The following is a 26719-nucleotide window of genomic DNA, read 5'->3' as shown; positions in this document are numbered from 1 at the left end:
TATTTCCTCCTGTAGAGACTATTATTCTGCTAACTCTTCATCGTTGTCTAAAACTGCCTCTGTATGGTCACAAGACGTACATTGCAGTTTGGTGCCTTGCTTATTGCGTTTCTCAATCATCCAAGCCCCACAAGATGGACATGGTTTAGTGGATGGTCTATCCCAAGAGACGAAATCACACCCTGGATATTGATCGCAGCCATAGAAGACACGCCCTTTTTTGCTACGACGCTCTACAACTTTTCCTTCATTACATTTAGGGCAAGTTACACCAATATCTTTGATAATCGGCTTCGTATTTCGGCAATCTGGAAAGCCAGAACATGCTAGGAACTTCCCAAAGCGTCCTAATTTATATACAAGTGGTTTACCACATTTCTCGCAGATCTCATCAGAGACTTCATCTTCAATCTCGATTTCTTTCATTTCTTCTTCGGCAAACACTAAGCGCTTCTCGAAAGACTCGTAAAATTCAGCAAGAACCTTCACCCAATCTTCTGAGCCTTCTTCCACATGGTCAAGATCGCCTTCCATATTAGCCGTAAACTCTACGTTCAATATTTCCGGGAAAAATTGTTCCATCTGCTCGATGACAAGCTCTCCAAGCTCTGTAGGCATAAATTTTTTCTCTTCAATCGCTACATAACCACGCTTCTGAATCGTTTCAAGCGTTGGTGCATACGTACTTGGGCGTCCTATCCCTAATTCCTCAAGTGTCTTTACAAGCCTTGCTTCTGTATATCGCGGTGGTGGCTGTGTAAAATGCTGCTTCGGCTCGATCTCTTGCTTATTTAAAGCATCTCCCGCTTCAAGAGGCGGTAAATACTTATCTTCATCTGTAGTTCCATCATCGTTACCTTCCACGTAAACCTTCATGAACCCTGGGAATGAAACCTTCGAACCCACCGCTCTGAATGTGGCTGTACCTGCTTCTATATCAACCGAGAGTGTATCAAGAAGAGCAGACGCCATTTGACTGGATACGAACCGCTCCCACACCAGCTTGTAAAGACGGAATTGATCCCGGCTTAAGAACTCTTTGACCATTTCCGGTTCACGAAGTGCTGAAGTTGGTCGGATCGCTTCATGCGCTTCTTGCGCTCCAGCCGCTTTCTTTGAATACTGGCGAGGGGCTTCAGGTAAGAACTTTTCACCATACTTAGCAGTAATCAGCTCTTTAGCTTCATCCTGTGCAGTGACAGATAAACGTGTCGAGTCCGTACGCATATAGGTGATCAAACCTACGGTTCCCTCTTTGCCTAGTTCTACACCTTCGTATAATTGCTGGGCAACAGACATTGTCTTAGCTGCACGGAATCCAAGCTTACGAGCTGCTTCCTGTTGAAGGGAACTTGTTGTAAAAGGAGCCGAAGGATGCCGTTGTCTTTCCTTCTCCTTCACATTACTCACCTTAAAAGCTGCGTTCTTGATTGCCTCAAGGACCTCTTGAACATCGCTTTCCTGATTAAGTTCCTTCTTCACACCATTCAGCTTATGAAACTTAGCTTCAAAGACAGAATCTCGAATCCCAAGTTTAGCTGTAATACTCCAATATTCAGTAGGTACAAAAGCGGAGATTTCATTCTCACGATCCATTATGATCTTTACAGCCACAGATTGAACACGTCCAGCAGATAACCCTTTTTTGACTTTCTTCCATAATAGGGGGCTAATCTTGTAACCTACTAGCCGATCCAGTATACGTCTTGCCTGCTGTGCATTCACAAGATCCATGTTAATCTTGCGTGGCGTCTTAAAAGCATCCTTCACCGCTTGTTTGGTGATCTCATTAAATACAACTCGGCATTCCTGTGTATTATCTAAATCCAGAGCATGTGCCAAGTGCCAAGCAATCGCTTCTCCTTCGCGATCGGGGTCAGCTGCGAGATAGACTTTTTTCACTTTTTTACTAGCGTCTTTCAATTCCTTCAATATAGAACCTTTACCACGAATCGTAATATATTTGGGATTGAAATCATTCTCCACCTCAACACCAATTTGACTCTTCGGTAGATCTCTGATGTGTCCCATAGATGCCTTTACAATATACTTACTACCTAGATATTTGCCAATTGTCTTCGCTTTCGCGGGCGATTCGACAATAACCAATGCATCTGCCATAGACTCTTCCTCCTCGTTAACACTCGTACCTCTATATTAAATTACCTTATAAATAGCTCCTGGTAATTGTGCTACCGCTTTTTTTATGATTAAAGATAACAGAACTGAATGCAAATGTCCAAAATCCCATCCTGTCCTCACAAGCAGATCGTCCAAAATAAAGGGGCCTTGATGCAGTATATGGTATAGGTGTAACTCCTCATTTGTCAATTTCTTTTCAATTAATAAATCGTCAGCCACCTGTTTAGAGGGACCGCTTTCACCCGTTTTTGAGAGGTTTGTCGGGAGAAAAGAAGTGTATTCTTCTAAAATATCTAGTGCACCGGTTACCAGCTTTGCCCCCTGTTTAATCAGATCAAGAGCACCTCTACTTTTTGGAGACGTAATAGGTCCAGGGACAGCAAAAACATCCCGTCCTGCCTCCAAGGCAGCATCTGCAGTAATGAGTGATCCACTTCTACTATCCGCCTCTACGACCACTGTCCCGTATGTGAGGCCAGCAATAATTCGATTGCGCTGCGGAAATAACCCTGGATGACTTTTGGTTCCAAGGGGATACTCTGTTAGCACTAACCCATCACGGGAGATCAATCGTTCAAGCTCCTTATTCTCAGGCGGGTAGACCCGATCAAGTCCTGTAGCCACTACCGCTATTGTGCCCCCACCGCTTCTTAGCGCAGCTTCATGACAGACGCTATCAATCCCCCTAGCTAATCCGCTAACCACAGTTAGACCTGCTTCACTAAGCTCTTTTGTGAGAATCTCCCCTACCTTTCGTCCATAAGCTGTTGGCACACGAGTACCGACCATCGCTACACTGGGTGTCGATAACAGATCCAAACGCCCACGATAATAAAGAATCCATGGTGGCTGAGCCGTCTCCTTCAATAAATGGGGATAGTCTGCATCAAAAATCGTAACCATGCTCACAGCACTTTCTTCCATTAGTAAGCGGCGGTTTGCTATCCACTCCAACGTATATATTGAAGCAAGTTGAATCGACACTTTCTCGCTCAATCCAACCTGTTCCCAGTCTTCTGAGCTACAAGAAAATGCTTTTTCTGACAAAAGCCCGGCTCTGCGAATTTTGTCGATAGTTTTCCAGCCAATGCCTTCCACTTCATTAAAGCCGAATAGTAGTTCCCGTTCTTCCATATCATACTTCGCCCCTTAACATGGAAGGCCTAGCCTTCCCTATTTTGTGTTACACCTCTTGAAAACGCAAGTATTTCTTTAAATTCAATAAATTTCTATTTAAAATAAAAAAAGCAACCTTTCATCCCTAAATAGGAACAAAAGGTTGCTTACCTCTTTAATTAATTATACACGAAATAACCTCACTACGTGGAGTGATTTCTCTGTCTTAACTACACTAATTAGTGCGATGTAAAAGCGTTGAGAATACCGCGCTCTTCAAGCACACTTACGAGTGTCGAACCCATTTCAGCAGGTGTAGGGGCTACCTTGATTCCGCAAGCTTCCAGTACGGCAATTTTTTCGCTTGCTGTACCTTTCCCTCCAGAAATGATAGCACCAGCATGCCCCATACGCTTGCCTGGAGGTGCAGTTGCTCCTCCAATGAAGCCTACAACTGGCTTGGTCATGTGTTCACGAATCCACTCTGCTGCTTCTTCCTCTGCAGTTCCACCGATCTCTCCGATCATAATAACTGCCTTCGTACCCGGATCTTCATTAAACAGCTTCAAAATATCAATAAACTCAGAGCCTTTAACCGGGTCTCCGCCAATACCTACAGCCGAAGATTGCCCAATTCCACGCGTGGTCAGCTGATGAACCGCCTCATAGGTTAGCGTTCCGCTACGCGAGACCACTCCTACATAACCAGGCATATGAATATAGCCAGGCATGATTCCAATCTTACACTCTCCAGGAGTAATAACACCCGGACAGTTTGGACCGATCAACACTGTAGAACGACCTTCCATATAACGTGAGACTTTTACCATATCAAGCACAGGAATACCTTCGGTAATACAGATAACCAAATCCAACTCTGCATCTACAGCCTCCATGATGGAGTCTGCTGCGAATGCTGGCGGTACATAAATCACACTAGCAGTTGCACCAGTAGCTGCCTTAGCAGCTGCGACTGTATCAAATACCGGAAGACTAACTTCACTGCCATTTTCAAGGGTGATATTAACTGTCGTTCCACCTTTACCCGGCGTTACTCCTCCAACCATCTGAGTTCCATAATCAAGCGCACCCTTAGTATGGAACAAGCCAGTTGCTCCCGTAATACCTTGCGTGATAACTTTCGTATTTTTATCTACAAGAATGCTCATGCCTTAAGTCACATCCCTACTTATATTGTCAAATACGATAACTGGCTTCAACTTCCGAGCCATTATTGCACAAGAGATACAATCTTACGGGCACCGTCCGCCATAGAATCAGCAGCTACAATGTTAAGTCCCGATCCAGCCAAGATTTGCTTACCCAATCCAACATTTGTTCCTTCAAGACGTACAACAAGCGGTTTAGTCAATCCCAATTGACTTGCCGCTTCCACAACACCGTTAGCAATAACGTCACAGCGCATAATACCGCCAAAAATATTAACGAAAATTCCATTTACCTTTTCATCCGATAGAATGATTTTAAAGGCTTCTGTAACTTTCTCGGTAGTTGCACCGCCCCCTACATCAAGGAAGTTGGCGGGTTCGCCTCCGTAATATTTAATTATATCCATCGTTGCCATCGCTAGGCCTGCACCGTTCACCATACAACCAATATTGCCATCAAGTGCAATATAGCTCAGGTCATACTTAGAGGCTTCGATTTCTTTCAAATCTTCTTCATCTAGATCCCGAAGCTCTTGAATATCTTTGTGGCGGAACAAGGCATTGGGGTCAAAATTCAATTTAGCATCTAGAGCCATCACATTCCCATCCGCAGTAACTACCAATGGGTTAATTTCGGCAATAGAGCAATCTTTATCCACAAAAGCTAGATATAGCGCTTGCATGAATTTAACAGTCTTGCCTACCAGTTCATTAGGAATAGAGATGCTGTAAGCTAATTTACGAGCTTGGAAAGTCTGCAAACCTACTGCCGGATCAATGATTTCTTTGAAAATCTTCTCCGGATGTGTAGCTGCAACCTCTTCAATCTCTGTGCCACCTTCTTCAGATGCCATCATAACCACTCGGCCAGTTCCTCTATCAACAACGATACCGATGTAATACTCTTTAACAATTTGACAGCCCTCTTCAATGAGCAGCCGTTTTACTACCTTACCCTCCGGACCAGTCTGGTGAGTAACTAAAGTCTTACCGAGAATTTCGGTTGCGTAAGTACGCACTTCATCGATATTCTTAGCAACCTTTACACCTCCAGCTTTACCTCGTCCACCTGCATGAATCTGAGCTTTAACTACAACAACCGGTGTACTCAGTGACTCTGCGGCTTCTACCGCTTCCTCCACTGTATAAGCTACTTTTCCATTCGGTACGGCCACACCGTACTTCTTAAGCACTTCTTTTCCCTGATACTCGTGGATATTCATAGCGGTAGCCTCCTAAAGTAGCGTGGTGACTTAACAGGCAGCCTGTTGTCATCTCGCCTTCCGTTTTGATTGCCGCGGGGTTAGGGATAGGCTGATGCTAAACATGCAGCACTATTCCGGAACCAACAGAAACTGCTCTACCACTCGTAAAAGAATGGCCTTATTTCTGTGAGAGACATTGAGTAAATCTATAAGACTAAGCTTATACTTACCTATATGCCATATAAAGGAACCCAGAATAGTGTAACATGTTTTTAAAACGCTTTCCTTAAATATATTCATGATTTGTACACATTTTTTCGCTTGATTTCATGCCGGAATGCGAACGATCGCATAGACTCCTGATTATACTTACTTTTTACTATCTTGAGTGTTCGCCTCATGAACACGATTTAACAAGCTTTTGAACTGCTCAAGCAGCTCTACAGTCTCATCGCCGGACATAGTCGTTTCTTCCATCATTTTCCCGGGAATACAAGCCGCGCTGCTTTGAAGTGCCCAGCCCTGTTCCGTTAGTGAAATCAGAACTTTTCGCTCATCTTGTGTCGAACGTTCACGCACGATCAACCCTGCAGCTTGTAGGCGTTTTAAAAGAGGTGTCAGCGTACCCGAATCCAAAAATAGCGCCTCACCAATTTCTTTAACCGTACATTGCTGCCGTTCCCATAACACAAGCATTACCAGATATTGCGAGTATGTTAAACCGATCTTATCCAAATAAGGTTGATACAGCTTTGTGATCTCACGAGAGCAAGCATAAATCGTAAAACAGAGTTGATTCTCAATCAGCAGCTCAGGTGTAGTCGTCATCTTTTGCATATCTTCTTCATTCATTTTCATATCTTAATCACCTGCCTTATACCCTTATTTTATCATAATTCACTCATAACATCATGTTAATAGGAAAAAATAATTTGACATTATAGTTAATTGTGATAAATTAGATTGTACACAAACTAATCTGGAATTGGAGAGATACACAATGATGACGATCCAGCAAAAAATGTATGAAACCACTGTTAAAGCCGTAGGAGGAAGAAACGGTTTTATCGAATCAGAAAGCCCTAAGCTCAATCTTACAATCAGCACACCACGCGAAATGGGAGGTGCCGGTGGCGAAGGTACAAATCCTGAACAATTATTTGCAGCTGGTTATTCCGCTTGTTTCGATAGTGCACTGAACATGGTTGCCCGACTCGGAAAAGTGAAAATTGAAGGTAGCGAAGTAACGGCTACAGTCAGCTTTGGTAAAGTTGAAGATGGAGGTTTTGGCATAGCGGTTAAGCTTGATGTGCTAGTTAAAGGCGTTGATAGAGAAACCGCAACCTCTTTAGTTGAGGCTGCTCATGGCGCTTGTCCATACTCCCGCGCAACCCGCGGCAATATCGCTGTAGAATTGAATGTACTGTAAAGGAACTATAGAGAATTATTTTCTCACACGAAGCCCTAACGGATACAGATGATTTTAAATTCAATACTCGTCCACTTTTGGAATATTAATGGGCCCCATCGATGCTATTGATAAAAAAAACTATATTTGGGCCGTTTTTAAAAAAAATAGTGCCTCTGGAGTCCAAAAGCACGCTCCAAAAGCTAAAAATATCCATATAACGTCTTTCGTGTCCATAAGATTCCAGAGACGTTAACAATTTTGCGGAGTGAAATCAATAACCCAAAAACAGAGCAGCGATTCGCCAATAACGGGAATCGCTGCTCTATTTAATTTATTCTTCTGTCATCGCCTGCCGGTCTAAATTACGGTACTGCACAGCCTCCGCAAGATGCGCGGAAGTAATATCCGGTGCGCCTTCCAGATCAGCAATTGTACGGGATAGCTTAATAATTCGATCATGCGCTCGCATGCTTAAACCTAAATTTTCCAGAATGTCATACAGCAATTGGGCACCTTCACGACTAAGACTTGCATATCTCCGAAGGGAAGCGCCGGAAAGTTCACTATTCCAAGAAATAGGCAAGCGCTTAAACCGTTTAGCTTGTATCGTCTGTGCCGCCATAACCTCTGCATACATCTCGGCCGAAGATAGAACATGCCCCTGACGATCCCATTCCTTCGGGCGAGGAACATCCACCTGTAAATCAATACGATCCAATAAAGGTCCTGATATCTTTGCGCGATATTGAGCAATCCTAGCGGGGCTGCATGTACAATGTTGTTGAGAAAGATTACTCCCAAAATAACCGCAGCTACAGGGATTCATCGATGCGGCCAGCATGAATTTTGCAGGATAGGTAAAAGAAGCTCGAGCACGACTTATGGTAACAACCCCGTCTTCGAGCGGCTGGCGTAACACTTCAAGTACATTCCGAGAGAATTCCGGCAACTCATCTAAAAAGAGAATCCCTCGATGCGCAAGACTAACTTCTCCCGGCTTTGGAATGCCTCCACCCCCAATAAGGCCTGCGGCCGATATGGTATGATGCGGAGAGCGAAAAGGACGACTACGCAGTAAGCCGTTGTGGGCATCTTTTAAAGTTCCTGCTGCGCTAAATATTTTGGTTACCTCTAGTGCCTCACTCTCAGACAATATCGGAAGGATGCTTGGAAGGCGTTTAATCAGCATCGTCTTCCCTGTACCGGGTGGACCGATGAGCAATATATTATGCATACCCGCTGCCGCAATGGTTAGGGCTCTTTTTACATGTTGTTGCCCTAGCACATCACTGTAATCATCCATCATCTCGTTCATTCCATATGAGGAGTCCTCAGAAGTACCGTAAACTGGGGTATATTTAAGATGTTCCAAAGAAAGGACAAGAACCGGAGGTCGGTCATTAGCATCTATCCCCTTGGTCACAGTTACAGGAAAAGGAAGAGATGATAAAGAAGGCATATCTTCGGAAACTACCCCATTCCTTCGGTTCTGTTCGTCTTCACCTTTTGCTGAATTGGACAGTGATTCTTCCGGGTTCGGTAATGCGCACAAATGGTCGATTGCATATATATTTATACCACTGATCAAAGCTGCCTCAGCAGCATTCCCTTCAGGAAGCAGTACAGCCTTAAATCCATTTTTGCGCGCTGCTTCCACCATTGGTAGAACACCTGATACTGGACGCAGACTACCGTCAAGCGCAAGCTCTCCAATAAAAAGCACCTCATTGGCTGAGGGCATTATCAGTTGACCACTAGTTAACAGTATCCCCAGGGCAATCGCAAGGTCAAAAGCAGAGCCTTCTTTGCGTAAGTCGGCTGGTGCAAGATTTATCGTAATGCGCTGCTGGGGATACCGATAACCACAGTTCTTAATAGCGGCTCTTACTCGTTCTACTGCCTCACGAATCGCAGAATCAGGCAGACCAATGATATTCGTCTGTGGCAATCCATTCGCAAGATCAATTTCTACACCTATCATTACCCCTTCAATTCCATACAGACATGCACTATGCATTTTTCCATACATAAAAACACCTCATCTCCTGAAATACACCCCTGTTTGGGTGTCACATCTTCAAGAAAAAAGGTGCTTCCTTATTTTCCGATAATAAATTTGCTATTATATCTCATTATATATAGGGAATCTTTGCGTAATCAAGAATTATTAATAAACATCGAATTGCATAAATACGCATAAATAATCTTATAGACCCACATTAACCTTCTTCACTAACTATGACAGAGTCCCTAATCTGTTCAAAAGTCAACGGTTTATAGTTCCAATGCTCTACACAAATGTTAAAATAATTCTTTCCTTCATATTTTTGGCCGTGAATATGACCATGCACATTTATGTAAGGCATATGTTTATTCATATACATAGGCTCATGTGAGAGAAAAAAGAAATCCTTATAAATCAGCGGATATTCACTAACCTCGTCAAAACCTGCTTCAAGCCACCAATCCCGACCGCGTCCCCGATCATGATTGCCGAGAATTAGAATCTTATAGCCATGTAACCTCTCCACAATAGCACGTGTCGCTTCCTTATTAAGAAACGAAAAGTCTCCCAAATGAAACACTTTATCATCCGGATTTACTACCGAATTCCAACTCTCAATCATGGCTTCATTCATTTGCCCCACATCTATAAAGGGTCTGGATTCAAAATCAATAATCAACTTATGTCCAAAATGATGGTCGGATGTAAAAAAAACGTTAGCCATGTTCACCCTTCTTTCTTTTTTGATCATAGTTTGTATGATTATCTCCAGTCACGCCGCTTATGTGATCTTTTTTTATTATCGCTCTGGATCAGTTCAGCTAGAGGAGGAGTCTCTTCATTCTCAATGAGCCAGCCACGCATCTCTTTAATCGCTTCCACCTGTCCATTTCCTTTATCACGCCATGTAAGAAGCTCTATGACTTTTATAACAAGCGCTAAGAGACTGCTATTGCTGTTTTGTGATTTATCAGCACGGATTTTTTGAAATAGCGCCTCATTTTTCCAATCGATTAATATTTCCTCAGCTATAGTGGGCCGCATAACCGTGAAGTTCTTATTGCAATTTGCACAACAGACAACGGATACTGGCTCTGCGGTAAATTTCACTTCAATCTTCTGCTGACAATATTGGCAAGCAAAACTAACCTGCATTTCAAAAGGTTTATTCTTCACTTAAACAGCCCTCCTCATGATGACATTAAAAAGTTACTCTAATGTTTACCCATTTCTTTTGAGAAATGACCCACTGTGCGGAGGCTATTGTAAAGACTTTTTTCATAAGAATGCTAGTGCCCATAATGAATGGCGTGAGAATATGGGGTGCAGCTTAAAAAGCCTCACGTATATGCCCCAAAGAAGCGATGCTTAAATCTTCATTCAGTAAAATGCTAATGACGTCAAAAGTTACTCTTCGATCATCATAACCTTTCATATGCAAATAAACCTGTGCTGTATTTCGCACTTGATGTATTTTTCGTGTATTCACAGATTCCTCCGGAGTCCCTTGATATAGCTCTCCACTACGACTGCGAACTTCAACAATAATAATACAGCCTTCGTTCTCCGCAATAATATCAAGTTCTCCGGTTCGACAACGCCAATTTCGTTCTAAGATCTTGTACCCACAAGTAGATAAGTACTGCACAGCCCCGTCTTCAGCAGCGGCTCCCTTCTGTTTGCGGTTGTAGCGTTCTCTTGTGTATGGCTCTTTCATTCCGGTCTCCGTTCACCGGCGGAACGGTCGCTCTGATACACAAAACTGAGGATTTCAGCCACTAGCTGATATAGTTCAGATGGAATCTGTTGATCTAGATCGAGCTTTGAAAGAACTTCTACGAGAGCTGCGTCCTCTTGGACAGCAACCCCACTCTCTTTAGCTTTTTGCAGAATCAGATCCGCTATCGCCCCTTGTCCTTTGGCAACAACGACAGGTGCCTCGCTTTGTCCTGGGCTATATTTGAGAGCGACCGCTTTTTTGAGCCCTTGTGAAATTGGAGGTACAGGCTCATTCTCGTTCATATACGGTAATCCACTCCTTTATAAGCATCAGGAACATAATCAACAAGCTTACTATGGGGATTGGCAAGTTCTGTAGATAGCTTTAGTTCTGGTAAAGGTTCAGTTCTTAATCCCGACAACTGATAACCAATAGATTCTACTGCCGTTTTAATGTCATCACGCCGCTGTTCCAACAGCTCAAGCACCCAAGGATGATCATTATGCAGCTTAAGACTAACGATTCGATCAACAACCTGCACATCAACCAGCGTCTGGCCGAGCTGCTTCATATCCAAATCAAACCAGAGCCTGCAATTGGCAGCATCTAATTCACCCTTGCGTCCCCGACGCGACTGAATATGAACGGAAGCTGTCTCCTGCCCATCTGGACCTTGCAGCGGCAAGAACAAAGTTACTTGCGCGAAAGGAGCCGTTCGATCTGTATTGAGCAGCAGCTGTTGTCCTGTCAGCTGCTGCACTAGTCCGCTCGCGGCTTCTTTTACCGCGGGCGGCACTTCGCTGCTGCTCATGATCTGCAGCAGCACGCCCTTTAAGGTGTCGGTGGCTTGTTCGCCTCCGACACCCACACTGCCAAGCGCGGCCGTACCTAACGCCGCACGGGCCGTCTCAGCGGCGGCTACTGCGACGCCGCGTACCGCCTGCTGCTCGTGCTCCGCACCGAGCAGCTTCAGCACCCGCCCCACCCACGACTCCGCGTCCGCGGGTGGGGCGGTGTCCGGCTGCACCGGCGAAGCCGTCGCAGCCGGGGCCTCCCGCGCGGCGCAGCAACCGCGGGGGCAGGGCTTGCTCCCGCCGCGTCAGCAGGCGGGAGCATGGCGAGCTGCGGCAAGCTGCCTCGCAGCTCGGTGAGCACGCCCTGCAGCTTCGCAAGCAGGGCGGTACCACTTGCTGCGTGGGGCACCGCACCAGCAGCAGTTCCTTCGGCGCTCACACTCGCGCCACCCGGCATAGCCCCGCTCTTATCCATCGAGGCAGCCCGACTCTTATCTGCCTGTATAGAACTATCCAATGCCCCATCCTTATTCAAATTCAAGGCATTACCTTGAATCTCAACTTCACTGGAACGGATAGGATTATTCACCGCACTATCAGCTTGAGCGCTTAAAGCACTATTTAGAGCGCCGGATATCATGGCAGGTGTTGATTTACCAGCCATAGGCTCTGTAACAATACCACCCTTGGGGATCTGAGCTCCTTCACCTGTCTCATCAACTACAACTGGCTTGCCAGTTCCAATCCCCGTTTCATTATCAGAAGCTATATTAAGAGTCACCTTGACTGGCGTACCTTGTTCAGCCGGTTTCAGAGCACCTTCAGCTGCTCCTTCCGAAAGAACGGTACTTCCGCTTGCGATAGTGCCTTCAGCAGTTTTAGTTGTAGCTTGTCCATTTCCTTTAGCTGCCAATTGTATAGGGTCAGCTTCTGTAGCGTCACCCTGTACAACACCCATATTATTCCCACTTCCAGCACCTGCAGTTACCGAAGGTTCAAGTTTTCCAGTATTTGTACCCATTCCAGCTTTAGATTCTGCGGTTATTGTTTCTTCATTAGCAATTTGACCTGCCCATATTGTAATCTGATCTTCCAGTGCTGATAAAAGCTGATGCAGCTGCGGGCCAAATACAGCCTGCTGCAATCCTTTCACACTCTCAGCTGTAACGGGTAGTCCCCGCTTTACAGAAATGACAGCTGCGTCAAGCCACTCTGAAGCAGGCACACCAGCTGGTTTTGCACTCATTACCGCATCCAGCAAAGCCGCTGTCTCTTTTGTAAGTGGAACGCCTCCTGCTTGCATCGCTAGTACAATTTCTCGACCTGCTTTGGAATCAGCTAATCCTAGCGACTCCAAGGCCTCACCCATGCTTTGGGGAGTGACTAACGCCGTTTCACCGAGGGAGACCGGCTTCAATACGGGTAATCCACCTTCTCCGGGTGATCCAACCTGTAAATTCAAGGTCTCTCCAGGCAGTAGTGGTGTTTCTAATTCTGCACGAACAGGTGTACCTTGGATTTGCACAACCGCTTCTTTGCCCGAATCCGATACAGAGAGAACAACACCACGAACAACTTGCCCTTCTTTTAACTCTAAAGACTTCGCTGCACCCGGTTTTTGTTCTCCAAGCAATCCACGGATCAATGTTCCGATATTCATACCGTTTCTCCTCCCTCTATTTTCTCTCTTCTTACTATATCGGTATTCATCCTACTTTTTTAAGCATTGCTTCTAGAATAACGTTTGCTGCTCCGCGAGAATCCGCCCAATAAAACTGCGCCGATGCATAGGTGTTGGACCTAGTGCCGTAATTTGTTCCCGGTGAAGCTTGGTCGCGTAACCTTTATGTATCGCAATCCCATAATCAGGGTATAATTCCTCCCACAGACCTTCACACAACCTGTCTCGTGTCACTTTAGCGATAATCGAAGCTGCTGCAATGGACTGACTATTAGCATCTCCTTTAATAATTGCCTGTTGTGGTAATGGGAGGTCTACCTTTTCAGCATCGATCAGCATATAGTCAGGAGTGTGCTCTAGACTCTCTACCGCCTTTTTCATGGCCAGGCGTGAAGCTTGCTTAATATTAATCTCATCAATGACAGTAGAGTCTACATACCCCACACCCACGGCCAGCGCTTGCTCCATTATAATCTCGTATAAAGCCTCTCTCTTTTTAGCTGTAAGTTTTTTGGAATCATTCACTCCATCAATAATAAGCCCCTCTGGCAAAATCACCGCTGCTGCGACGACGTCCCCAAACAAGCAACCTCTTCCTACTTCATCTACGCCTGCTATTCGGCGATAAGACTGTTCCCAGCCTTCTTTTTCATAGGCTAACATATCTAACGAACTCACTAATTTGTCACCGCCAATTATGAATTATTCTATGATCTATATAAGTCAGCTTATCATAGTAAAGCTTACATGGTCATCTTAAAATAGACGTTCCAATTTAATCCATTCCCATAAAATATCCCCACAAAGTGGGGCTTAGCTTGAGGCGTACTCAGGTACTTTGTCGAGGACCCAAAACATAAAAAAAGAGCCCCCGAAATCTCGGATGGCTCTTCCATACCTAGTCCATTAAACGCAGAATTCACACCATTTAAGGCGTTTCCAGCGTAAAGCGTCCAAGCTTACCTGCCCGTAGCTCATGCAACAAGGCCCGCGAAGCTTTTTCCAGATCTACACGTCCACCGCTAATTAGACAACCGCGTTTACGACCCACGGCTTCCATAACAGCTACGATCTCATCTGGATTCTCCAGATCCTCAGGAAGCTTCTCAATGCCAAAGCGTTCTTGAAATCTAGAGCCGTAGTCCTTCACCAAATATTTCACTGCATAAAAGGCGATGTCCTCAATATTCAGGATTTCTTCCTTTATTGCACCTGTTACCGCTAGGCGATAACCTACTTCTTGGTCCTCAAATCTCGGCCATAAAATACCTGGGGTATCCAGAAGCTCTAAGTTGCCGCCTGTCTTAATCCACTGTTGACCCTTGGTTACCCCTGGGCGGTCACCAGTAGCAGCAATACTCTTACCAGCCATCCGGTTAATGAGTGTTGATTTACCAACGTTAGGAATACCAACGATCAATGCACGCATCGCTCGCGGATTCATTCCTTTTGCAATCTGCCGGTCAATCTTTTCTTTTAGCAGCAGCTTGACTTGCTCTGGAATATCCTTTACACCTGTTCCAGTAGATGCATCAACAGGATAAGCAACATGCCCTTGTGCCTTGAAGTACGCCAGCCACTTCCGTGTAATTTCTGGATCTGCCAGATCCGCTTTGTTCAAAATAATCAATCTTGGCTTGTCCCGCAAAATATCGTCAATCATCGGATTGCGGCTGGAAAGCGGCAGACGGGAATCGAGCAATTCTATTACAACATCAATCAGCTTCAGCTTATCCTCGATTTGCCGCCTAGCCTTCGTCATATGACCAGGAAACCATTGAATGGCCATTGCCGTCACCTCCTTTGACTTCTGTCAACTTAATGGTTAATCAGTGAAATATCCTTTATCGGCCAGAAGATTAAATCTGCACGGCCTACAATATCCCCCAGAGGTACATAACCGATCATTCGGCTATCCGTACTATCCGAGCGATTATCCCCCATAACGAACACATGTCCTTCAGGTACAGTACCATCTGGGAACTCTTCATTAGGGAAATCTTTATTATTATACAGAGCGTTGATACTATGCTTTGCATCAATTGCATCTTGGATATAGGTCTCATTAACAACTTCCCCGTTAACTGTAACTACATCCCCTTCTACTTTCACAGTATCTCCAGCGACACCGATTACACGTTTAATAAAATCTCTACCCTCAGATGGCACGTGGAATACTATAACCTCGCCCCGCTGCGGAGATCTAATATCGTACAAAATCTCATTTACGATAACACGTTCACCAGTATGGAAATTAGGCTGCATGGAAGGTCCATCTACAATAAAAGGCTTGAACAAAAGCCAGCGAATCAGAAAAACCAACACTAAAGCAATCGCAATGGCCTTGACCCATTCCAAGACTTCATTTTTAGGTTTACGTGGGTTCTGCGCGCTTGATTCCAAAGTTTCACTTTGTTCCTGCTGCATAGTTCACCGTCCTCTCTTAATACTACTCTTACTATACAACACAAAAAAGCTCCTGCCAAAAACCCCTCCACAGATACTCCTTCAGGAGGCCTTTTCGGAGAAGCTGATCCCCAAGCGTATATGTCGCACGCATTGTATGCCAATCTAAAACGCCCTCAGCGTCCTTTAAGGCGGGTAAGCGTTTATACGAGAAATATAAGAATAATGTATAACGTGAAACTGATGCTTTCTTATATTTTCATAAAATAATAAAACGAAAGGGGCTTGAATTCAAGCCCCTTTCCTTTGTCACTATTCTAGCGACGAATTTCTTTAATTCTCGCTGCTTTACCACGTAGTTCACGAAGATAATAAAGTTTAGCACGACGCACTTTACCACGACGAGCCACTTCGATTTTCTCGATTTTAGGCGAGTTGATTGGGAATGTTCTTTCCACACCAACACCGTAAGAAATTTTACGAACCGTAAAAGTCTCACTGATTCCACCGCCACGACGTTTGATTACAACGCCTTCGAACAACTGGATACGCTCACGAGTTCCCTCGATTACTTTTACATGCACCTTCAAAGTGTCACCCGGGCGAAAACTCGGGATATCTTTACGAAGTTGCTCTTGCGTAATAGCTTGTAGGATATTCATTAAGGACTTCCTCCTTCCGTACAGGTGTTCTTGCCTCTTCCGGAGAGATCTTTGCTCTCCCTCATTATCCGCAGCGGACCACCGTATTCCACACAACAGAGATAATAATACCATAAAGGACGGGCTAATACAACTTTTTTTTCTATTTAAAGCGGTAGCATATCTCTTTTTTTCGCCTTCGATTGGCAATCTTTACATAGACCAACCACAGTTCCATTATCTTGTGCATAGAAGACTAGCTTTCCATTCTTCTTCTTACAAGAAGAGCAAGGCTGCTCCCCTGGGCTCTGTTTGGCTTTACGATGACTATCCATTGAGATTACATTGCTCTGAGTGGTACGCGGATAATTTTTTGTAGTATTTATTTTCCGTTTCCAGACTAAAAAATATACGCCTGTCAAAACTACTAAGGCAAGCAAAATGGCTACATATTTCATTTGGCTCCCTCCACCCTTCAGGATTTATTAAAGAAAGAAAATAAAAAGACCGCCCTGTTCTGCAAGTGAGGTAACGGTCTATATCTGTATACAATGTAGCCTTAGCACACCTATGCACTTCTATCCGAAAAAGCGATTTCCAGTAGCTGCTGAAGGTTCTATATGAAGATTTCCGCGCCCTTTTAAATATGTACCCTTACCGTATTTATTCAGCGAGTGATCTTTCATTTATTTTAGCACAATTAAAAATCGAAGTGTAGTGAACACTTTTGAGACCTAGTCTTTGGTCCAGTATAATAACCCGCCTCCAGCCGTTTTTATAGATAAATTCCATAAGCTATACTTACAGAAGTACATAACGAAATCACATATGTCAGATCACATACACCCATATATGAGGAGGAGTTTTTTCAATGAGGAAAAGGAATAATAATAGTGTATTAGCAGCAGTAGCCGTATTATCTATCGTACTTTTGGCGGGTTGCACTGAATTACCAGGCAGACAATCTGCCAAAAATGAGGTTGAAAAGAGTATTTCTGAGGATGCGCACCAGAACATTGGTGAAGTTGTCAAGCAAGAGCTAGGAAAAGCAGCTGCAACTGTGCAGCAAGCCGTTGAAGAAACAGCTACTAAGGTAGTTGACGAAGTTAAAGCAGACAGCATTAGCAAAGAACTCTCCGTATCGCAAGCGATCGGTTCAGCATCCGTACTCAGCATGGACAATGCAGTAGGAGAAATAGAAGTTACAGCTGTTACAGGAGATCTGATCCATGTAAATGCAACGATCTCAGCCCACAACAGCTCTCTCCATGCGTCTGACCGTCAAAAGATTATGGATGATGCTGAAGTTTTAGTAGAGGTCAGTGGTGATACGTTGAAGGTGTCCACGCATTCCAAATCAAGTCCTAAAAAGGACTTATGGACATGGGCGCAAGACAAATATGGATATTCAGATTTTAGCATAAGCTATAATATAGAGCTCCCCGCCAGCATGAATAAATATAAAATCACAAATAACGTAGGTCAAATTCGTCTTCACAATCTAGAGGGGAATTATCAAATCGTCAGCAACGTTGGAGCGATCAATATTGAAAGAGCTAAAATCACTGGCAAATCCACTGTAGAATCCGATACTGGCAGCATACGAATGGATATAGCAGGGATGAAGGATGATAGCAGCCTAAAAGCCAAAACAGAGGTCGGCAGCCTCAGTGCTGTCCTAGCCGATGGTATGAAATGCAGCTTAGAAGCCAATAGTGATCTCGGACAAATCAAAGGTGTAGAAGGTGGAAAGACCGATATCAATGGAGGCGGTCCCTTATTATCCCTAAGCTCAAATATAGGTGCAATTACAGTACAGTAATCAGCAGTAAACAGACCGTCCGGGATAATCGGGCGGTCTGTTTTTGGTTCCTAATGATTAGATTAATGCGATGGCAAGCAGAGTGAATAAACTTAAAGTTAAGATCTGATTTCCGGCAAAAGAATTCCCCCAAAAAGCAGAAGTATGCACAGAACCATTGTCAGTTCTTAAGTAAACATTGTATCTGTCTACATCTGTAATAACGCCTTCATGCGTTCTACCGTCTCTTGTCAGAATCCGCACCCTTCTATCCTTACAACGCAAACAGTTATAATAAGCTTCCACTAGTGTACTCCTCCTTGTTCGTAATGATATAATCTATGTGTAGGAGTACAGGTCGGTAACGGCGAACTTACATAGGTCGGACTTTGGGTCAATATTTACTTTTTTCGATCCTTGTATCTTTCGTATTCCTCAAGGCTATAGATAATGTAAGACCTATCTACGGCTTGCAGTCCGCAATATCCCATCCATTCGAGGAGGCCAATCTCATGAATGTTGAAAGAAAACAGTTTATTAAAGAAGGCGTACTGCGTATCACCATTTTTGTTATTTTAGCTTCACTTACTTACACCGTTCGCAACTATGCATGGGCTGTTACTGTTCTCGTATGTGTTGCGCTGTACTCACTCCTTACAGGAGTACACAAAATCTTACGCAAAGAATAACATGTGCCTCCACGAACTTTTATAGCAAGCTAAAACGCCTACGGCGTCCTTTTAAGGACAGTAAGCGTTTGTGCGAGAATTATAAGAATAAAGTATATCGTGAAACTTATACTTTCTTATAATTTCAAAAATAACCACTTTTCGCTGAGATGCTAGATCTCAGCGGAAAGTGGTTATTTACAGTTTAACCGGAGTAATAGGATTCAAGCTTTGTTACCTTCTAAAAGAATAAAACCATTAGCGACAGCGAACACAAAATTCACTGTATCTAATGGTTTTATTAAGCCTAACAATCAATCCCTAACATTCAATCTTATATGTTCACTCTTTAAATGGCGAATGGGCATTGCGATTTGTATAAAAATCGATAATATCATTCACGGTGCGGAGCGGCTCCGCTTCCTTGTGGATTGTGTCCACGTTAGGCTTGAATTCTTCATGCGTCTTCGTAGTCACTTCAGTTCATTCCCTTCAATAGTTAAGCTTGCTGCGTTATCAGCTGCATATATTAGTGCGGCACCTCTATTCATTACCCTAAAAAGAAGCTTTTAACGCACCAATGCTCATATTATTTTGAAAACTATTATTTTATTTGTTCTCAGGTACACATAACAAAAACGCCTCCTCAACGTAAGATACGTTAAAAAGACGTCAAATATACCTGTTTCATTAAATTATCACTCCGGTTTGTCCACATTTCTTAGACGTTCCAGTGTCTTTTTGTCTTTCAATGAAAGTTCTGCAGTCTCAAGCAGGTCCGGTCTGCGTTCCAACGTGCGCAGCAGTGCCTGCTCTCTCCGCCATATGTCGATGTTAGCATGATGACCACTCAGCAAAATATCCGGTACCTTCCAGCCGCGAAACTCGGCAGGACGTGTGTAGTGTGGATATTCTAGCAGTCCAGTGCTGAACGAGTCAGATATCGCAGACGTTTCATTTCCAAGTGCTCCCGGCTGAAGCCGGACTATGGAATCTATAACCGTCAACGCAGGCAGCTCTCCACCTGTTAGCACGTAATCACCCATTGAAAGTTCATCAGTTACCAGATGCTCACGAATCCGCTCATCATATCCCTCATAATGCCCACATATGAAGATTAGGTGCTGCTCTTGCGCCAGTTCCTCTGCAATCTTCTGATTGTAAGTTTTTCCTTGTGGGCACATAAGGATGATACGCGGTTTCACAGAGCTCACTTCATCAGATCGATTGTGATCTTCCTCGTTCGGTGTAATACCAAGCACATGCTCGACTGCATTAAAAATCGGATCAGGCTTGAGCACCATACCCCCGCCACCGCCATACGGTGTATCATCCACACTATTATGTTTATTTCCCGAGAAATCACGGAAGTTTACAGCATTTAAGGAGACGATTCCTTTTTCACGTGCTTTACCAAGAATACTTGTGCTGAATACGCCTTCGCACATTTCTGGAAAGAGGGTAAGCACATCAATTCTCATCATGGCAATAACCCTTCCATCAAATGGACAATAATTCGTTTGGCTTCTATATCCACATTCAGGACTACATCGTTGATTACAGGAATTAGGATATCTTGTCCTTTTGCAGGCTTAACAACCCATACGTCATTCGCACCAGGCTGTAAGATTTCTGTAATCGTACCGAGTGGTTTGTCTTCATCTTCATCCGTGTATACCTCACAACCGACGATTTGGTGGAAGTAGTACTCGTTCTCAGGGAGATCCACCAGATCATTACTCGGAACCTTCAGGAGGCTTCCTTTATATTTTTCCACTTCATTGATGTTCGTATACCCTTTGAGCTTAACGATGAACATACCCTTGTGCTCACGAGCGGACTCTACAGTTACTTCGAATTTAGAACTGCCATCTGCAGGGATCACCTGCAGCTTCTTACCTGCAGCAAAACGAACATCAGGGAAATCGGTATGAGATAGTACTTTAATCTCCCCGCGAATACCATGCGTATTCACAAGTCTGCCTACGGTTAACTCTTCTGTCATACAACCCTCTCCTTTACAAGCTTCATCTAATCTATATTTGAACAAAAAGGAGCCGGGATATACTATCCCTAGCCCCTCATTGTACGCATCATTTAAGATAAAATATCTACAGTTACGCGTTTATCGCTCTTGACTGCTGCAGATGTGACTACTGTACGGAGCGCCTTAGCGATCCTTCCTTGTTTGCCAATGACCTTTCCAACATCATCAGGATGTACGGACAGTTCATAGACAATTAGGTGATCCTTCTCCACCGCTCGTACCGTCACATCTTCTGGATGATCCACTAAAGCCTTAGCAATTACTCCAACTAATTCTTCCATAGAGGACCCTCGCAATCAGTCATTATTTCTGTTGCTTAAGCTCATGAAACTTCTTCATTACGCCTGCTTTGGAAAGCAAGTTGCGTACTGTATCAGATGCTTGCGCACCTGTTTGAAGCCATTTAAGAGCTTTTTCCTCATCGATCTTAACTACTGCCGGTTGTTCAATCGGATTATAATAACCGATTTCCTCGATAAAACGACCGTCACGAGGGGACCGGGAATCGGAAACCACTACACGATAGAAAGGCGCTTTATGCGCTCCCATTCTTTTCAGACGAATACGTACTGCCACGAAAAATCACCTCCTTATAATAGTTTCGAGATATTAGAACAGCAAGATCATTTAAAAGGGAACTTCATACCTTTTCCACCTAGACCTTTAAGCTGCTTCATCGCATTCTTCTTAGAGGCTTTGCCGCCTCCGCCCATCATGCCTGAGAATTGCTTCATCATCTTACGCATCTCATCAAATTGCTTAATGAGGCGGTTGACCTCGGCAACCGAAGTTCCGCTACCAGCAGCAATACGCTTGCGGCGGTTATGGTTGATGATCTCGGGCTGACGCTTTTCCGTCTTAGTCATAGAATGAACTATGGCTTCAACGCGGCCCATTTGCTTGTCGTCAACCTTCAAATCCTTAATGCCCTTGGCTTTGTTCATGCCAGGCAGCATGTCAAGAATTTGATCGATCGGGCCAAGCTTCTTCACCTGATCCATTTGCTCAAGGAAATCATCAAACGTAAATTCTGCATTGCGCATCTTACGTTCCATTTCCTTAGCTTTATCAGTGTCAATGTTCGCTTGAGCTTTCTCAATCAGTGACAACATGTCACCCATACCCAAAATCCGCGAAGCCATACGTTCCGGATGGAACGGCTCCAATGCGTCAATCTTCTCACCTAGCGCAGCGAATTTGATCGGGCAACCAGTTACGGCTTTGACGGATAGTGCAGCACCACCACGGCTATCGCCGTCAAGCTTCGTCAATACAACCCCTGTAAGCTCAAGCTGCTTATTAAAGCTCTCAGCTACGTTCACGGCGTCTTGACCGGTCATTGCATCTACTACTAACAGAACTTCATCAGGATTTACAATGTTGTGAATCTGCTTCAGTTCTTCCATCAATTCTTCATCAATGTGCAGGCGGCCTGCAGTATCAATAATTACATAATCAAGTCCGTTATCCTTCGCATGTTGTACAGCTTGTCTGGCAATCTCTACCGGACTAGTCTGATCACCTAGCGAGAATACTGGAACTTTAATTTGTTCTCCAAGTACTTGAAGCTGTTTGATCGCAGCAGGGCGATAAATATCTGCCGCAACAAGCAATGGACGATGATTGCCCTTCTGTAACAACTTCGCCAGCTTACCCGAAGTGGTTGTCTTACCCGCCCCTTGTAAACCCGCCATCATAATGACAGTTGGTGGCTTGTTCGACTTGGCCAGCTTCGCTTGGCTTCCGCCCATCAGCTCGGTTAGTTCCTTATTAACGATGTCGATAATGACCATCCCAGGTGTAAAGCTGTCCATCACTTCTGTACCAATAGACTTTTCTTTCACCTTAGCCACGAATTCTTTAACTACCTTGAAGTTAACGTCGGCTTCCAGAAGGGCCAACCTTACTTCGCGCATAGCTTCGTTTACGTCATCTTCGGATACTTTACCTTTACCGCGCAGCTTGCTGAACACATTCTGCAATCTTCCGGTTAAACCTTCAAACGCCATATGCAGTTTCTCCCTTCATGCTACTCTAACCTCTGCAAGCGATCCACGATCTCCGCGAACCGAAGTTTATATTGCTCAGGCAGCATCCCATTCTCCGGCAGTCTGCGCAGTTCTTCTAAATATTTGGTACGACTCTCATGCTTCACTAATAAACCAAGTTTTTCTTCATAATTTTCTAGGACTTGCTCCGCCCGTTTAATATGTTCATAAACGGCTTGGCGGCTGATTTCAAATTCAGCAGCAATCTCTCCCAAGGAAAAATCGTCGTGAAAATAATATTTAAGAAACGTTTGCTGCTTATCTGTAAGCAGTCGTTCATAAAAGGCAAAAAGCAAATTGATACGATTCGTTTTCTCGAGCCTATTCTCCTGACTCATTAAGGGCACTCCCTTCGTCAAGGAAAAACACTTTACACCTTCACAACGTCCCTTATGATACCTAAAAGAAAGAGAGATGTCAAGCATTTTTGCTTGTCATCTCTTTCTTTATTAAAAATCCCTTTTTCACGCAATAAATACGCTTGAAATTATTGGATCGGCAGTACATAAATCAATACGGCGAAGAAGTGTGTGACACTACCCGCAAGGACAAATACATGCCAAATCGCATGATGGTATGGAAACCCTCTCCATACATAAAAAACAGTACCTAATGTATAGAGTATACCTCCAGCCATCAGCAGGATCATTCCTCCGTCTGCTACAACAGCCGAAAGAGGGTTCCAAGCGATTACAATCAGCCAGCCCATTGCGATGTAGAATATGGTGGACATGAACAGAAACTTTTTAACAAAAAATGCCTTGAAGAAAACGCCGAACACTGCGATTCCCCAAATAACGCCGAACAAACTCCATCCAAGCGTACCCCGAATGGCGACTAACAAAAAGGGGGTATACGTGCCAGCAATAAACAGATAAATAGCGGAATGATCGAAAAATTCGAACAAATCCTTCGCCTTACCCTCTTTGAGACTATGCACTAGTGTTGAATTCAGATACAGAAGCAGCATTGTCGTTCCATAAATGGAGAAGCTGACCACATGCCATGTCGTTCCTTTCAGGCTTGCAAAAACAACAAGCAGAACAAGTGCAGCCACGCTTAATACCGTTCCAATCCCGTGCGTAATCGCATTCGCGACTTCTTCTCTCCGGCTGTAGGTGTGAGTATTTGCCATATCCATATCCTTCCGTCTAAGCTTTCTTTCTATTATACCACGCGTACCCTACTGGATTACAGTTTGTAAATCTCCGTATACTTCGCTTCTAAATAATCAGCTAAATAATCTGGACTCAGTGGTTCCCCCGTTACTTGTTCAATAATTTGTGAAGGCGTTAAGCTATTGCCGAAACGATAGATCTTATCGGTTAGCCACTCTTTAATAGGTAGTAGGTTCCCTGCAGCAATTAACTCATCAAACTCCGGTAATTCTTTGCGAAGTGTATTCAGAATTTGTGCAGCGTACATATTACCTAAGGAGTAGGAAGCAAAATATCCGAAATCCCCGCCAGACCAATGGACATCTTGCAGCACACCAAGTGCATTAGAAGGCGGAGTAATACCCAGATACTCTTGATACTTAGCATTCCATACTTGAGGCAAGTCTTTTACAGAAAGGCCTTCATTAAAAATAAGCTTCTCGATCTCATAACGCACGATAATGTGCAGATTGTATGTAAGTTCATCTGCTTCGATGCGGATAAATGAGTTCTCCACGCTGTTGATCGCCCGGTAGAAATCTTCCAACTCCACATTTGCAAGCTGCTTCGGGAATTGTTGTTGAAGATCCCCGTAATAACGTTGCCAGAAAGCCCGGCTGCGTCCGATCATGTTCTCCCATAGTCTCGACTGAGATTCATGAATCCCCATCGATGCACCTTGTGCCAGTGGTGTTCCAACAAAATCCTTGCTGATATTTTGCTCATAAAGCGCATGTCCACCTTCATGTAGTGAGCTGAATATGGCACTAGTCACATTATCAAGCAGATAAGCGGTTGTAATACGAACGTCGCCTGGATTCAATCCTGTTGCAAAAGGATGCACACTCTCATCTAAACGACCTGCGTCAAAATCGTAGCCCATTTGCTCTAAAATAAAGTTGCCGAACTTTTCCTGCTGTTCTTTAGGGAAGATCTGCTGTAGGAAGCCTGTGTCTGGTTTATTGGGCGAAGCAGCGATAGCTTCTACCAATGGTACCAACCGGCTGCGCAGGCGGCTGAATACTTCATCCACTTTTTCTACCGTAAGATCAGGCTCATACATATCAAGAAGCGTATCGTACCGCGTTCCTTTTACACCCCAATAATCGATAAATTCTTGCTTTAGGGCAACTATCTTGCTTAAGTAAGGTTCAAAAGTAGCAAAATCATCGTTCTCCTTGGCTTCTTCCCAGATGGTTTGGGAATGTGCGGACAGGACAGCGTACTCCTCAAATCTTTTGGAAGGGATGCTCTTGCTGCGCTCATATTCTTTACGGCAATCGGTAACGATCTTCTTCTGATCATGTGATAGCTGGGAAATCACTTCAGGACGGGTAAAAAATGCTGTAAAACCTCCCATCTCCTCCGAAATTCCGAGTCTGAACAGTTCTCCACTCAGCATCCCTATCGTACCCGAACGAACCTCTACTCCCTTACGTGGCGCACCGGTGCGTAAATCCCAGTGAAGTAATTCTATGGCCTCTGAATATCCACTTATTTTTGATAATAACTCGCTAAATTTCTCCCACTGTTCCTTCACTTGCTGTTCCATTTTATTACACCTGCTTTCTCTGTTTTGCCGACTCCTCTTGATGATACTTTTTTGAATGAGTATAATCAACTTCAGAGATTACATCTCTAATTTAAAATATTCAATGGGTTACATAAGAAGCAGATCTTGCTTCGCACAAAATTCAAAGGAGCGTGAACAGGCTATGATGATTCAAGTTACACCTCTCGCAGAAAGGAAGTTGAAGGAAAGGCTTGAAGATCGGCCAGGATTTTTCAAGCTCTTTTATGATACGGAAGGCTGCGGGTGTGACGGAATTAATGTATTACTAATTGTTTCAGAAGTGGAGGACGGCGATTCCAGGATGGAAAGTGATTCCCTTCCTTTTATCGTAAGCCGCCAGCAGGAAATCTTTTATGAGGACAAGATGCGTCTGGATGCCGAGGAAAGATTCTCTTCCTTTAAGCTAGACAGTGATTCACAGATTTACGGAAAAAATATCCTGGTAAGAGATATGCGTAATGTAAGTACATTTTAGTAATTTTAGGGAGGAAGAATAACCATGAGCCATGTATCCGATATTATTAACTTCAATAAGAGTTTTGTAGAGAATAAAGAGTATGAAGCATATTTAACAAGTCGCTATCCCGATAAAAAAATGTTGATTATCACTTGTATGGATACCCGTCTGGTTGAACTATTACCAAAAGCTATGAACTTTAAGAACGGTGATGTCAAAATCATTAAAAATGCCGGAGCGGTTATTTCTCAGCCCTTTGGTAGTGTTATGCGTAGTGTCATGGTTGCGTTATATGAACTTGACGCGGAGGAAGTTATCGTTGTTGGGCACTATGAATGCGGTATGGCTTCCCTCAATGCAGATCATATGATCAATTCCATTAAAGAACGTGGAGTATCCGAAGAGGTGCTGAACACGCTGGAGAATTCCGGAATCAAGCTTACCAAATGGCTGCGCGGGTTTGACAATATCCAAGATGGGGTATCCCAAACTGTGAATCTGATCAATAAGCATCCATTACTACCCCCAAATGTACCAGTGCATGGCATGATCATCGATCCGGCTACCGGAGCGCTTGAGCTTGTCGTTGATGGATATAAATAACTTAAGTTACAACTCTCTGACTGCTGTTTGCGTGGATCCTGGATCCACGCTTTTTTTGTAATTAAAAAGTATAAA

General features: G+C 44.0%; 32 protein-coding genes. 5 read left to right on the top strand and 27 right to left on the bottom strand.

Annotation, left to right across the window (positions count from 1 at the left end):
- Positions 1-21: 21 nt before the first annotated feature.
- The 5 genes from topA to MKY52_RS20755 form a co-directional block, all read right to left on the bottom strand.
- Complete coding sequence (topA, locus tag MKY52_RS20775; RefSeq protein WP_341053169.1) at positions 22-2121, bottom strand: type I DNA topoisomerase; 2100 nt, start codon at positions 2119-2121, stop codon at positions 22-24.
- Positions 2122-2157: 36 nt separating this feature from the next.
- Positions 2158-3276, bottom strand: a complete 1119-nt coding sequence (gene dprA / locus MKY52_RS20770; protein ID WP_149646146.1) for a DNA-processing protein DprA — start codon at positions 3274-3276, stop codon at positions 2158-2160.
- 221 nt (positions 3277-3497) lie between these two features.
- A complete protein-coding gene (gene sucD, locus MKY52_RS20765; RefSeq protein ID WP_042128953.1) occupies positions 3498-4427 on the bottom strand; it encodes a succinate--CoA ligase subunit alpha in 930 nt (309 codons plus the stop codon).
- A 62-nt stretch (positions 4428-4489) separates the two neighbouring features.
- A complete protein-coding gene (gene sucC, locus MKY52_RS20760) occupies positions 4490-5650 on the bottom strand; it encodes an ADP-forming succinate--CoA ligase subunit beta (protein ID WP_042128955.1) in 1161 nt (386 codons plus the stop codon).
- A 351-nt stretch (positions 5651-6001) separates the two neighbouring features.
- Positions 6002-6490: a MarR family winged helix-turn-helix transcriptional regulator gene (locus MKY52_RS20755; protein ID WP_341053168.1), complete on the bottom strand. Its 489-nt coding sequence runs from the start codon at positions 6488-6490 to the stop codon at positions 6002-6004.
- 142 nt (positions 6491-6632) lie between these two features.
- Between MKY52_RS20755 and MKY52_RS20750 the strand changes: the two genes are divergently transcribed.
- Complete coding sequence (locus tag MKY52_RS20750; protein ID WP_042189459.1) at positions 6633-7061, top strand: organic hydroperoxide resistance protein; 429 nt, start codon at positions 6633-6635, stop codon at positions 7059-7061.
- A 313-nt stretch (positions 7062-7374) separates the two neighbouring features.
- On the opposite strand, the gene MKY52_RS20745 is transcribed toward MKY52_RS20750, so the two are convergent.
- The 12 genes from MKY52_RS20745 to MKY52_RS20690 all read right to left on the bottom strand — a co-directional run bounded on the left by MKY52_RS20745 (position 7375) and on the right by MKY52_RS20690 (position 16748).
- Complete coding sequence (locus MKY52_RS20745; RefSeq protein ID WP_341053166.1) at positions 7375-9072, bottom strand: YifB family Mg chelatase-like AAA ATPase; 1698 nt, start codon at positions 9070-9072, stop codon at positions 7375-7377.
- Positions 9073-9262: 190 nt separating this feature from the next.
- Positions 9263-9772: a phosphoesterase gene (locus MKY52_RS20740; protein ID WP_341053165.1), complete on the bottom strand. Its 510-nt coding sequence runs from the start codon at positions 9770-9772 to the stop codon at positions 9263-9265.
- Between the two features lie 38 nt (positions 9773-9810).
- Positions 9811-10224, bottom strand: coding sequence for a hypothetical protein (locus MKY52_RS20735; RefSeq protein WP_139328534.1), 414 nt, complete (start codon positions 10222-10224; stop codon positions 9811-9813).
- A 154-nt stretch (positions 10225-10378) separates the two neighbouring features.
- A complete protein-coding gene (locus MKY52_RS20730) occupies positions 10379-10765 on the bottom strand; it encodes a YraN family protein (protein ID WP_042189462.1) in 387 nt (128 codons plus the stop codon).
- A complete protein-coding gene (locus MKY52_RS20725) occupies positions 10762-11070 on the bottom strand; it encodes an EscU/YscU/HrcU family type III secretion system export apparatus switch protein (RefSeq protein ID WP_042128964.1) in 309 nt (102 codons plus the stop codon). The genes MKY52_RS20730 and MKY52_RS20725 overlap by 4 nt, the downstream gene beginning before the upstream one ends.
- Entirely contained in the window at positions 11067-11753 is a 687-nt protein-coding gene (locus MKY52_RS20720; protein WP_341053164.1) for a hypothetical protein, read from the bottom strand. The genes MKY52_RS20725 and MKY52_RS20720 overlap by 4 nt, the downstream gene beginning before the upstream one ends.
- Entirely contained in the window at positions 11738-13222 is a 1485-nt protein-coding gene (locus MKY52_RS20715) for a hypothetical protein (protein WP_341053163.1), read from the bottom strand. The genes MKY52_RS20720 and MKY52_RS20715 overlap by 16 nt, the downstream gene beginning before the upstream one ends.
- 72 nt (positions 13223-13294) lie before the next feature.
- Positions 13295-13906, bottom strand: a complete 612-nt coding sequence (locus tag MKY52_RS20710; RefSeq protein ID WP_341053471.1) for a ribonuclease HII — start codon at positions 13904-13906, stop codon at positions 13295-13297.
- A gap of 265 nt (positions 13907-14171) precedes the next feature.
- Positions 14172-15032, bottom strand: coding sequence for a ribosome biogenesis GTPase YlqF (gene ylqF / locus MKY52_RS20705; RefSeq protein WP_042189465.1), 861 nt, complete (start codon positions 15030-15032; stop codon positions 14172-14174).
- A 29-nt stretch (positions 15033-15061) separates the two neighbouring features.
- On the bottom strand, positions 15062-15670 hold the full coding sequence (gene lepB / locus MKY52_RS20700; RefSeq protein ID WP_042189466.1) for a signal peptidase I: 609 nt from the start codon (positions 15668-15670) through the stop codon (positions 15062-15064).
- A 296-nt stretch (positions 15671-15966) separates the two neighbouring features.
- Entirely contained in the window at positions 15967-16311 is a 345-nt protein-coding gene (gene rplS / locus MKY52_RS20695) for a 50S ribosomal protein L19 (RefSeq protein WP_042128973.1), read from the bottom strand.
- 146 nt (positions 16312-16457) lie between these two features.
- On the bottom strand, positions 16458-16748 hold the full coding sequence (locus tag MKY52_RS20690; protein ID WP_042189467.1) for a hypothetical protein: 291 nt from the start codon (positions 16746-16748) through the stop codon (positions 16458-16460).
- 413 nt (positions 16749-17161) lie between these two features.
- Between MKY52_RS20690 and MKY52_RS20685 the strand changes: the two genes are divergently transcribed.
- Positions 17162-18112 carry a hypothetical protein gene (locus MKY52_RS20685; RefSeq protein ID WP_341053162.1) on the top strand — a complete coding sequence of 317 codons (951 nt, stop codon included), beginning with the start codon at positions 17162-17164 and terminating at the stop codon, positions 18110-18112.
- Positions 18113-18169: 57 nt separating this feature from the next.
- On the opposite strand, the gene MKY52_RS20680 is transcribed toward MKY52_RS20685, so the two are convergent.
- Positions 18170-18397, bottom strand: a complete 228-nt coding sequence (locus tag MKY52_RS20680; protein WP_341053160.1) for a hypothetical protein — start codon at positions 18395-18397, stop codon at positions 18170-18172.
- Positions 18398-18603: 206 nt separating this feature from the next.
- Between MKY52_RS20680 and MKY52_RS20675 the strand changes: the two genes are divergently transcribed.
- Positions 18604-18780, top strand: a complete 177-nt coding sequence (locus MKY52_RS20675) for a hypothetical protein (protein WP_156113147.1) — start codon at positions 18604-18606, stop codon at positions 18778-18780.
- A 321-nt stretch (positions 18781-19101) separates the two neighbouring features.
- Here the strand turns inward: MKY52_RS20675 and MKY52_RS20670 are convergent, their stop codons facing one another.
- From MKY52_RS20670 to MKY52_RS20630, 9 genes are all read right to left on the bottom strand, one after another.
- The gene (locus tag MKY52_RS20670) at positions 19102-19236 is read right to left on the bottom strand and encodes a hypothetical protein (RefSeq protein ID WP_256716277.1); all 135 of its coding nucleotides are present in this window, start codon (positions 19234-19236) and stop codon (positions 19102-19104) included.
- Between the two features lie 221 nt (positions 19237-19457).
- The gene (trmD, locus tag MKY52_RS20665) at positions 19458-20240 is read right to left on the bottom strand and encodes a tRNA (guanosine(37)-N1)-methyltransferase TrmD (protein ID WP_341053470.1); all 783 of its coding nucleotides are present in this window, start codon (positions 20238-20240) and stop codon (positions 19458-19460) included.
- Positions 20240-20764 (bottom strand): ribosome maturation factor RimM, encoded by a 525-nt coding sequence (rimM, locus tag MKY52_RS20660; protein WP_341053159.1) that lies wholly within the window; start codon positions 20762-20764, stop codon positions 20240-20242. The genes trmD and rimM overlap by 1 nt, the downstream gene beginning before the upstream one ends.
- A 92-nt stretch (positions 20765-20856) precedes the next feature.
- Positions 20857-21087 (bottom strand): KH domain-containing protein, encoded by a 231-nt coding sequence (locus MKY52_RS20655; protein ID WP_042128982.1) that lies wholly within the window; start codon positions 21085-21087, stop codon positions 20857-20859.
- A gap of 22 nt (positions 21088-21109) precedes the next feature.
- Positions 21110-21382, bottom strand: a complete 273-nt coding sequence (gene rpsP, locus MKY52_RS20650; protein ID WP_036688604.1) for a 30S ribosomal protein S16 — start codon at positions 21380-21382, stop codon at positions 21110-21112.
- Between the two features lie 47 nt (positions 21383-21429).
- The gene (gene ffh, locus MKY52_RS20645; protein WP_042189471.1) at positions 21430-22815 is read right to left on the bottom strand and encodes a signal recognition particle protein; all 1386 of its coding nucleotides are present in this window, start codon (positions 22813-22815) and stop codon (positions 21430-21432) included.
- A 20-nt stretch (positions 22816-22835) separates the two neighbouring features.
- Positions 22836-23192, bottom strand: coding sequence for a YlxM family DNA-binding protein (gene ylxM, locus MKY52_RS20640; RefSeq protein ID WP_036688609.1), 357 nt, complete (start codon positions 23190-23192; stop codon positions 22836-22838).
- 149 nt (positions 23193-23341) lie between these two features.
- The gene (trhA, locus tag MKY52_RS20635) at positions 23342-23989 is read right to left on the bottom strand and encodes a PAQR family membrane homeostasis protein TrhA (RefSeq protein WP_042189474.1); all 648 of its coding nucleotides are present in this window, start codon (positions 23987-23989) and stop codon (positions 23342-23344) included.
- Between the two features lie 56 nt (positions 23990-24045).
- Positions 24046-25563 carry a carboxypeptidase M32 gene (locus MKY52_RS20630; RefSeq protein ID WP_341053158.1) on the bottom strand — a complete coding sequence of 506 codons (1518 nt, stop codon included), beginning with the start codon at positions 25561-25563 and terminating at the stop codon, positions 24046-24048.
- Between the two features lie 163 nt (positions 25564-25726).
- Between MKY52_RS20630 and MKY52_RS20625 the strand changes: the two genes are divergently transcribed.
- Positions 25727-26059, top strand: a complete 333-nt coding sequence (locus tag MKY52_RS20625; protein ID WP_341053157.1) for an iron-sulfur cluster biosynthesis family protein — start codon at positions 25727-25729, stop codon at positions 26057-26059.
- Between the two features lie 24 nt (positions 26060-26083).
- Complete coding sequence (locus tag MKY52_RS20620; RefSeq protein WP_341053155.1) at positions 26084-26644, top strand: beta-class carbonic anhydrase; 561 nt, start codon at positions 26084-26086, stop codon at positions 26642-26644.
- Positions 26645-26719: the final 75 nt, after the last annotated feature.

Source organism: Paenibacillus sp. FSL P4-0184 (assembly GCF_038004625.1).
In the GTDB taxonomy this organism is placed as follows: Bacteria; Bacillota; Bacilli; order Paenibacillales; family Paenibacillaceae; genus Paenibacillus_AQ.
This window is presented reverse-complemented; position numbering and strand designations above follow the sequence as displayed.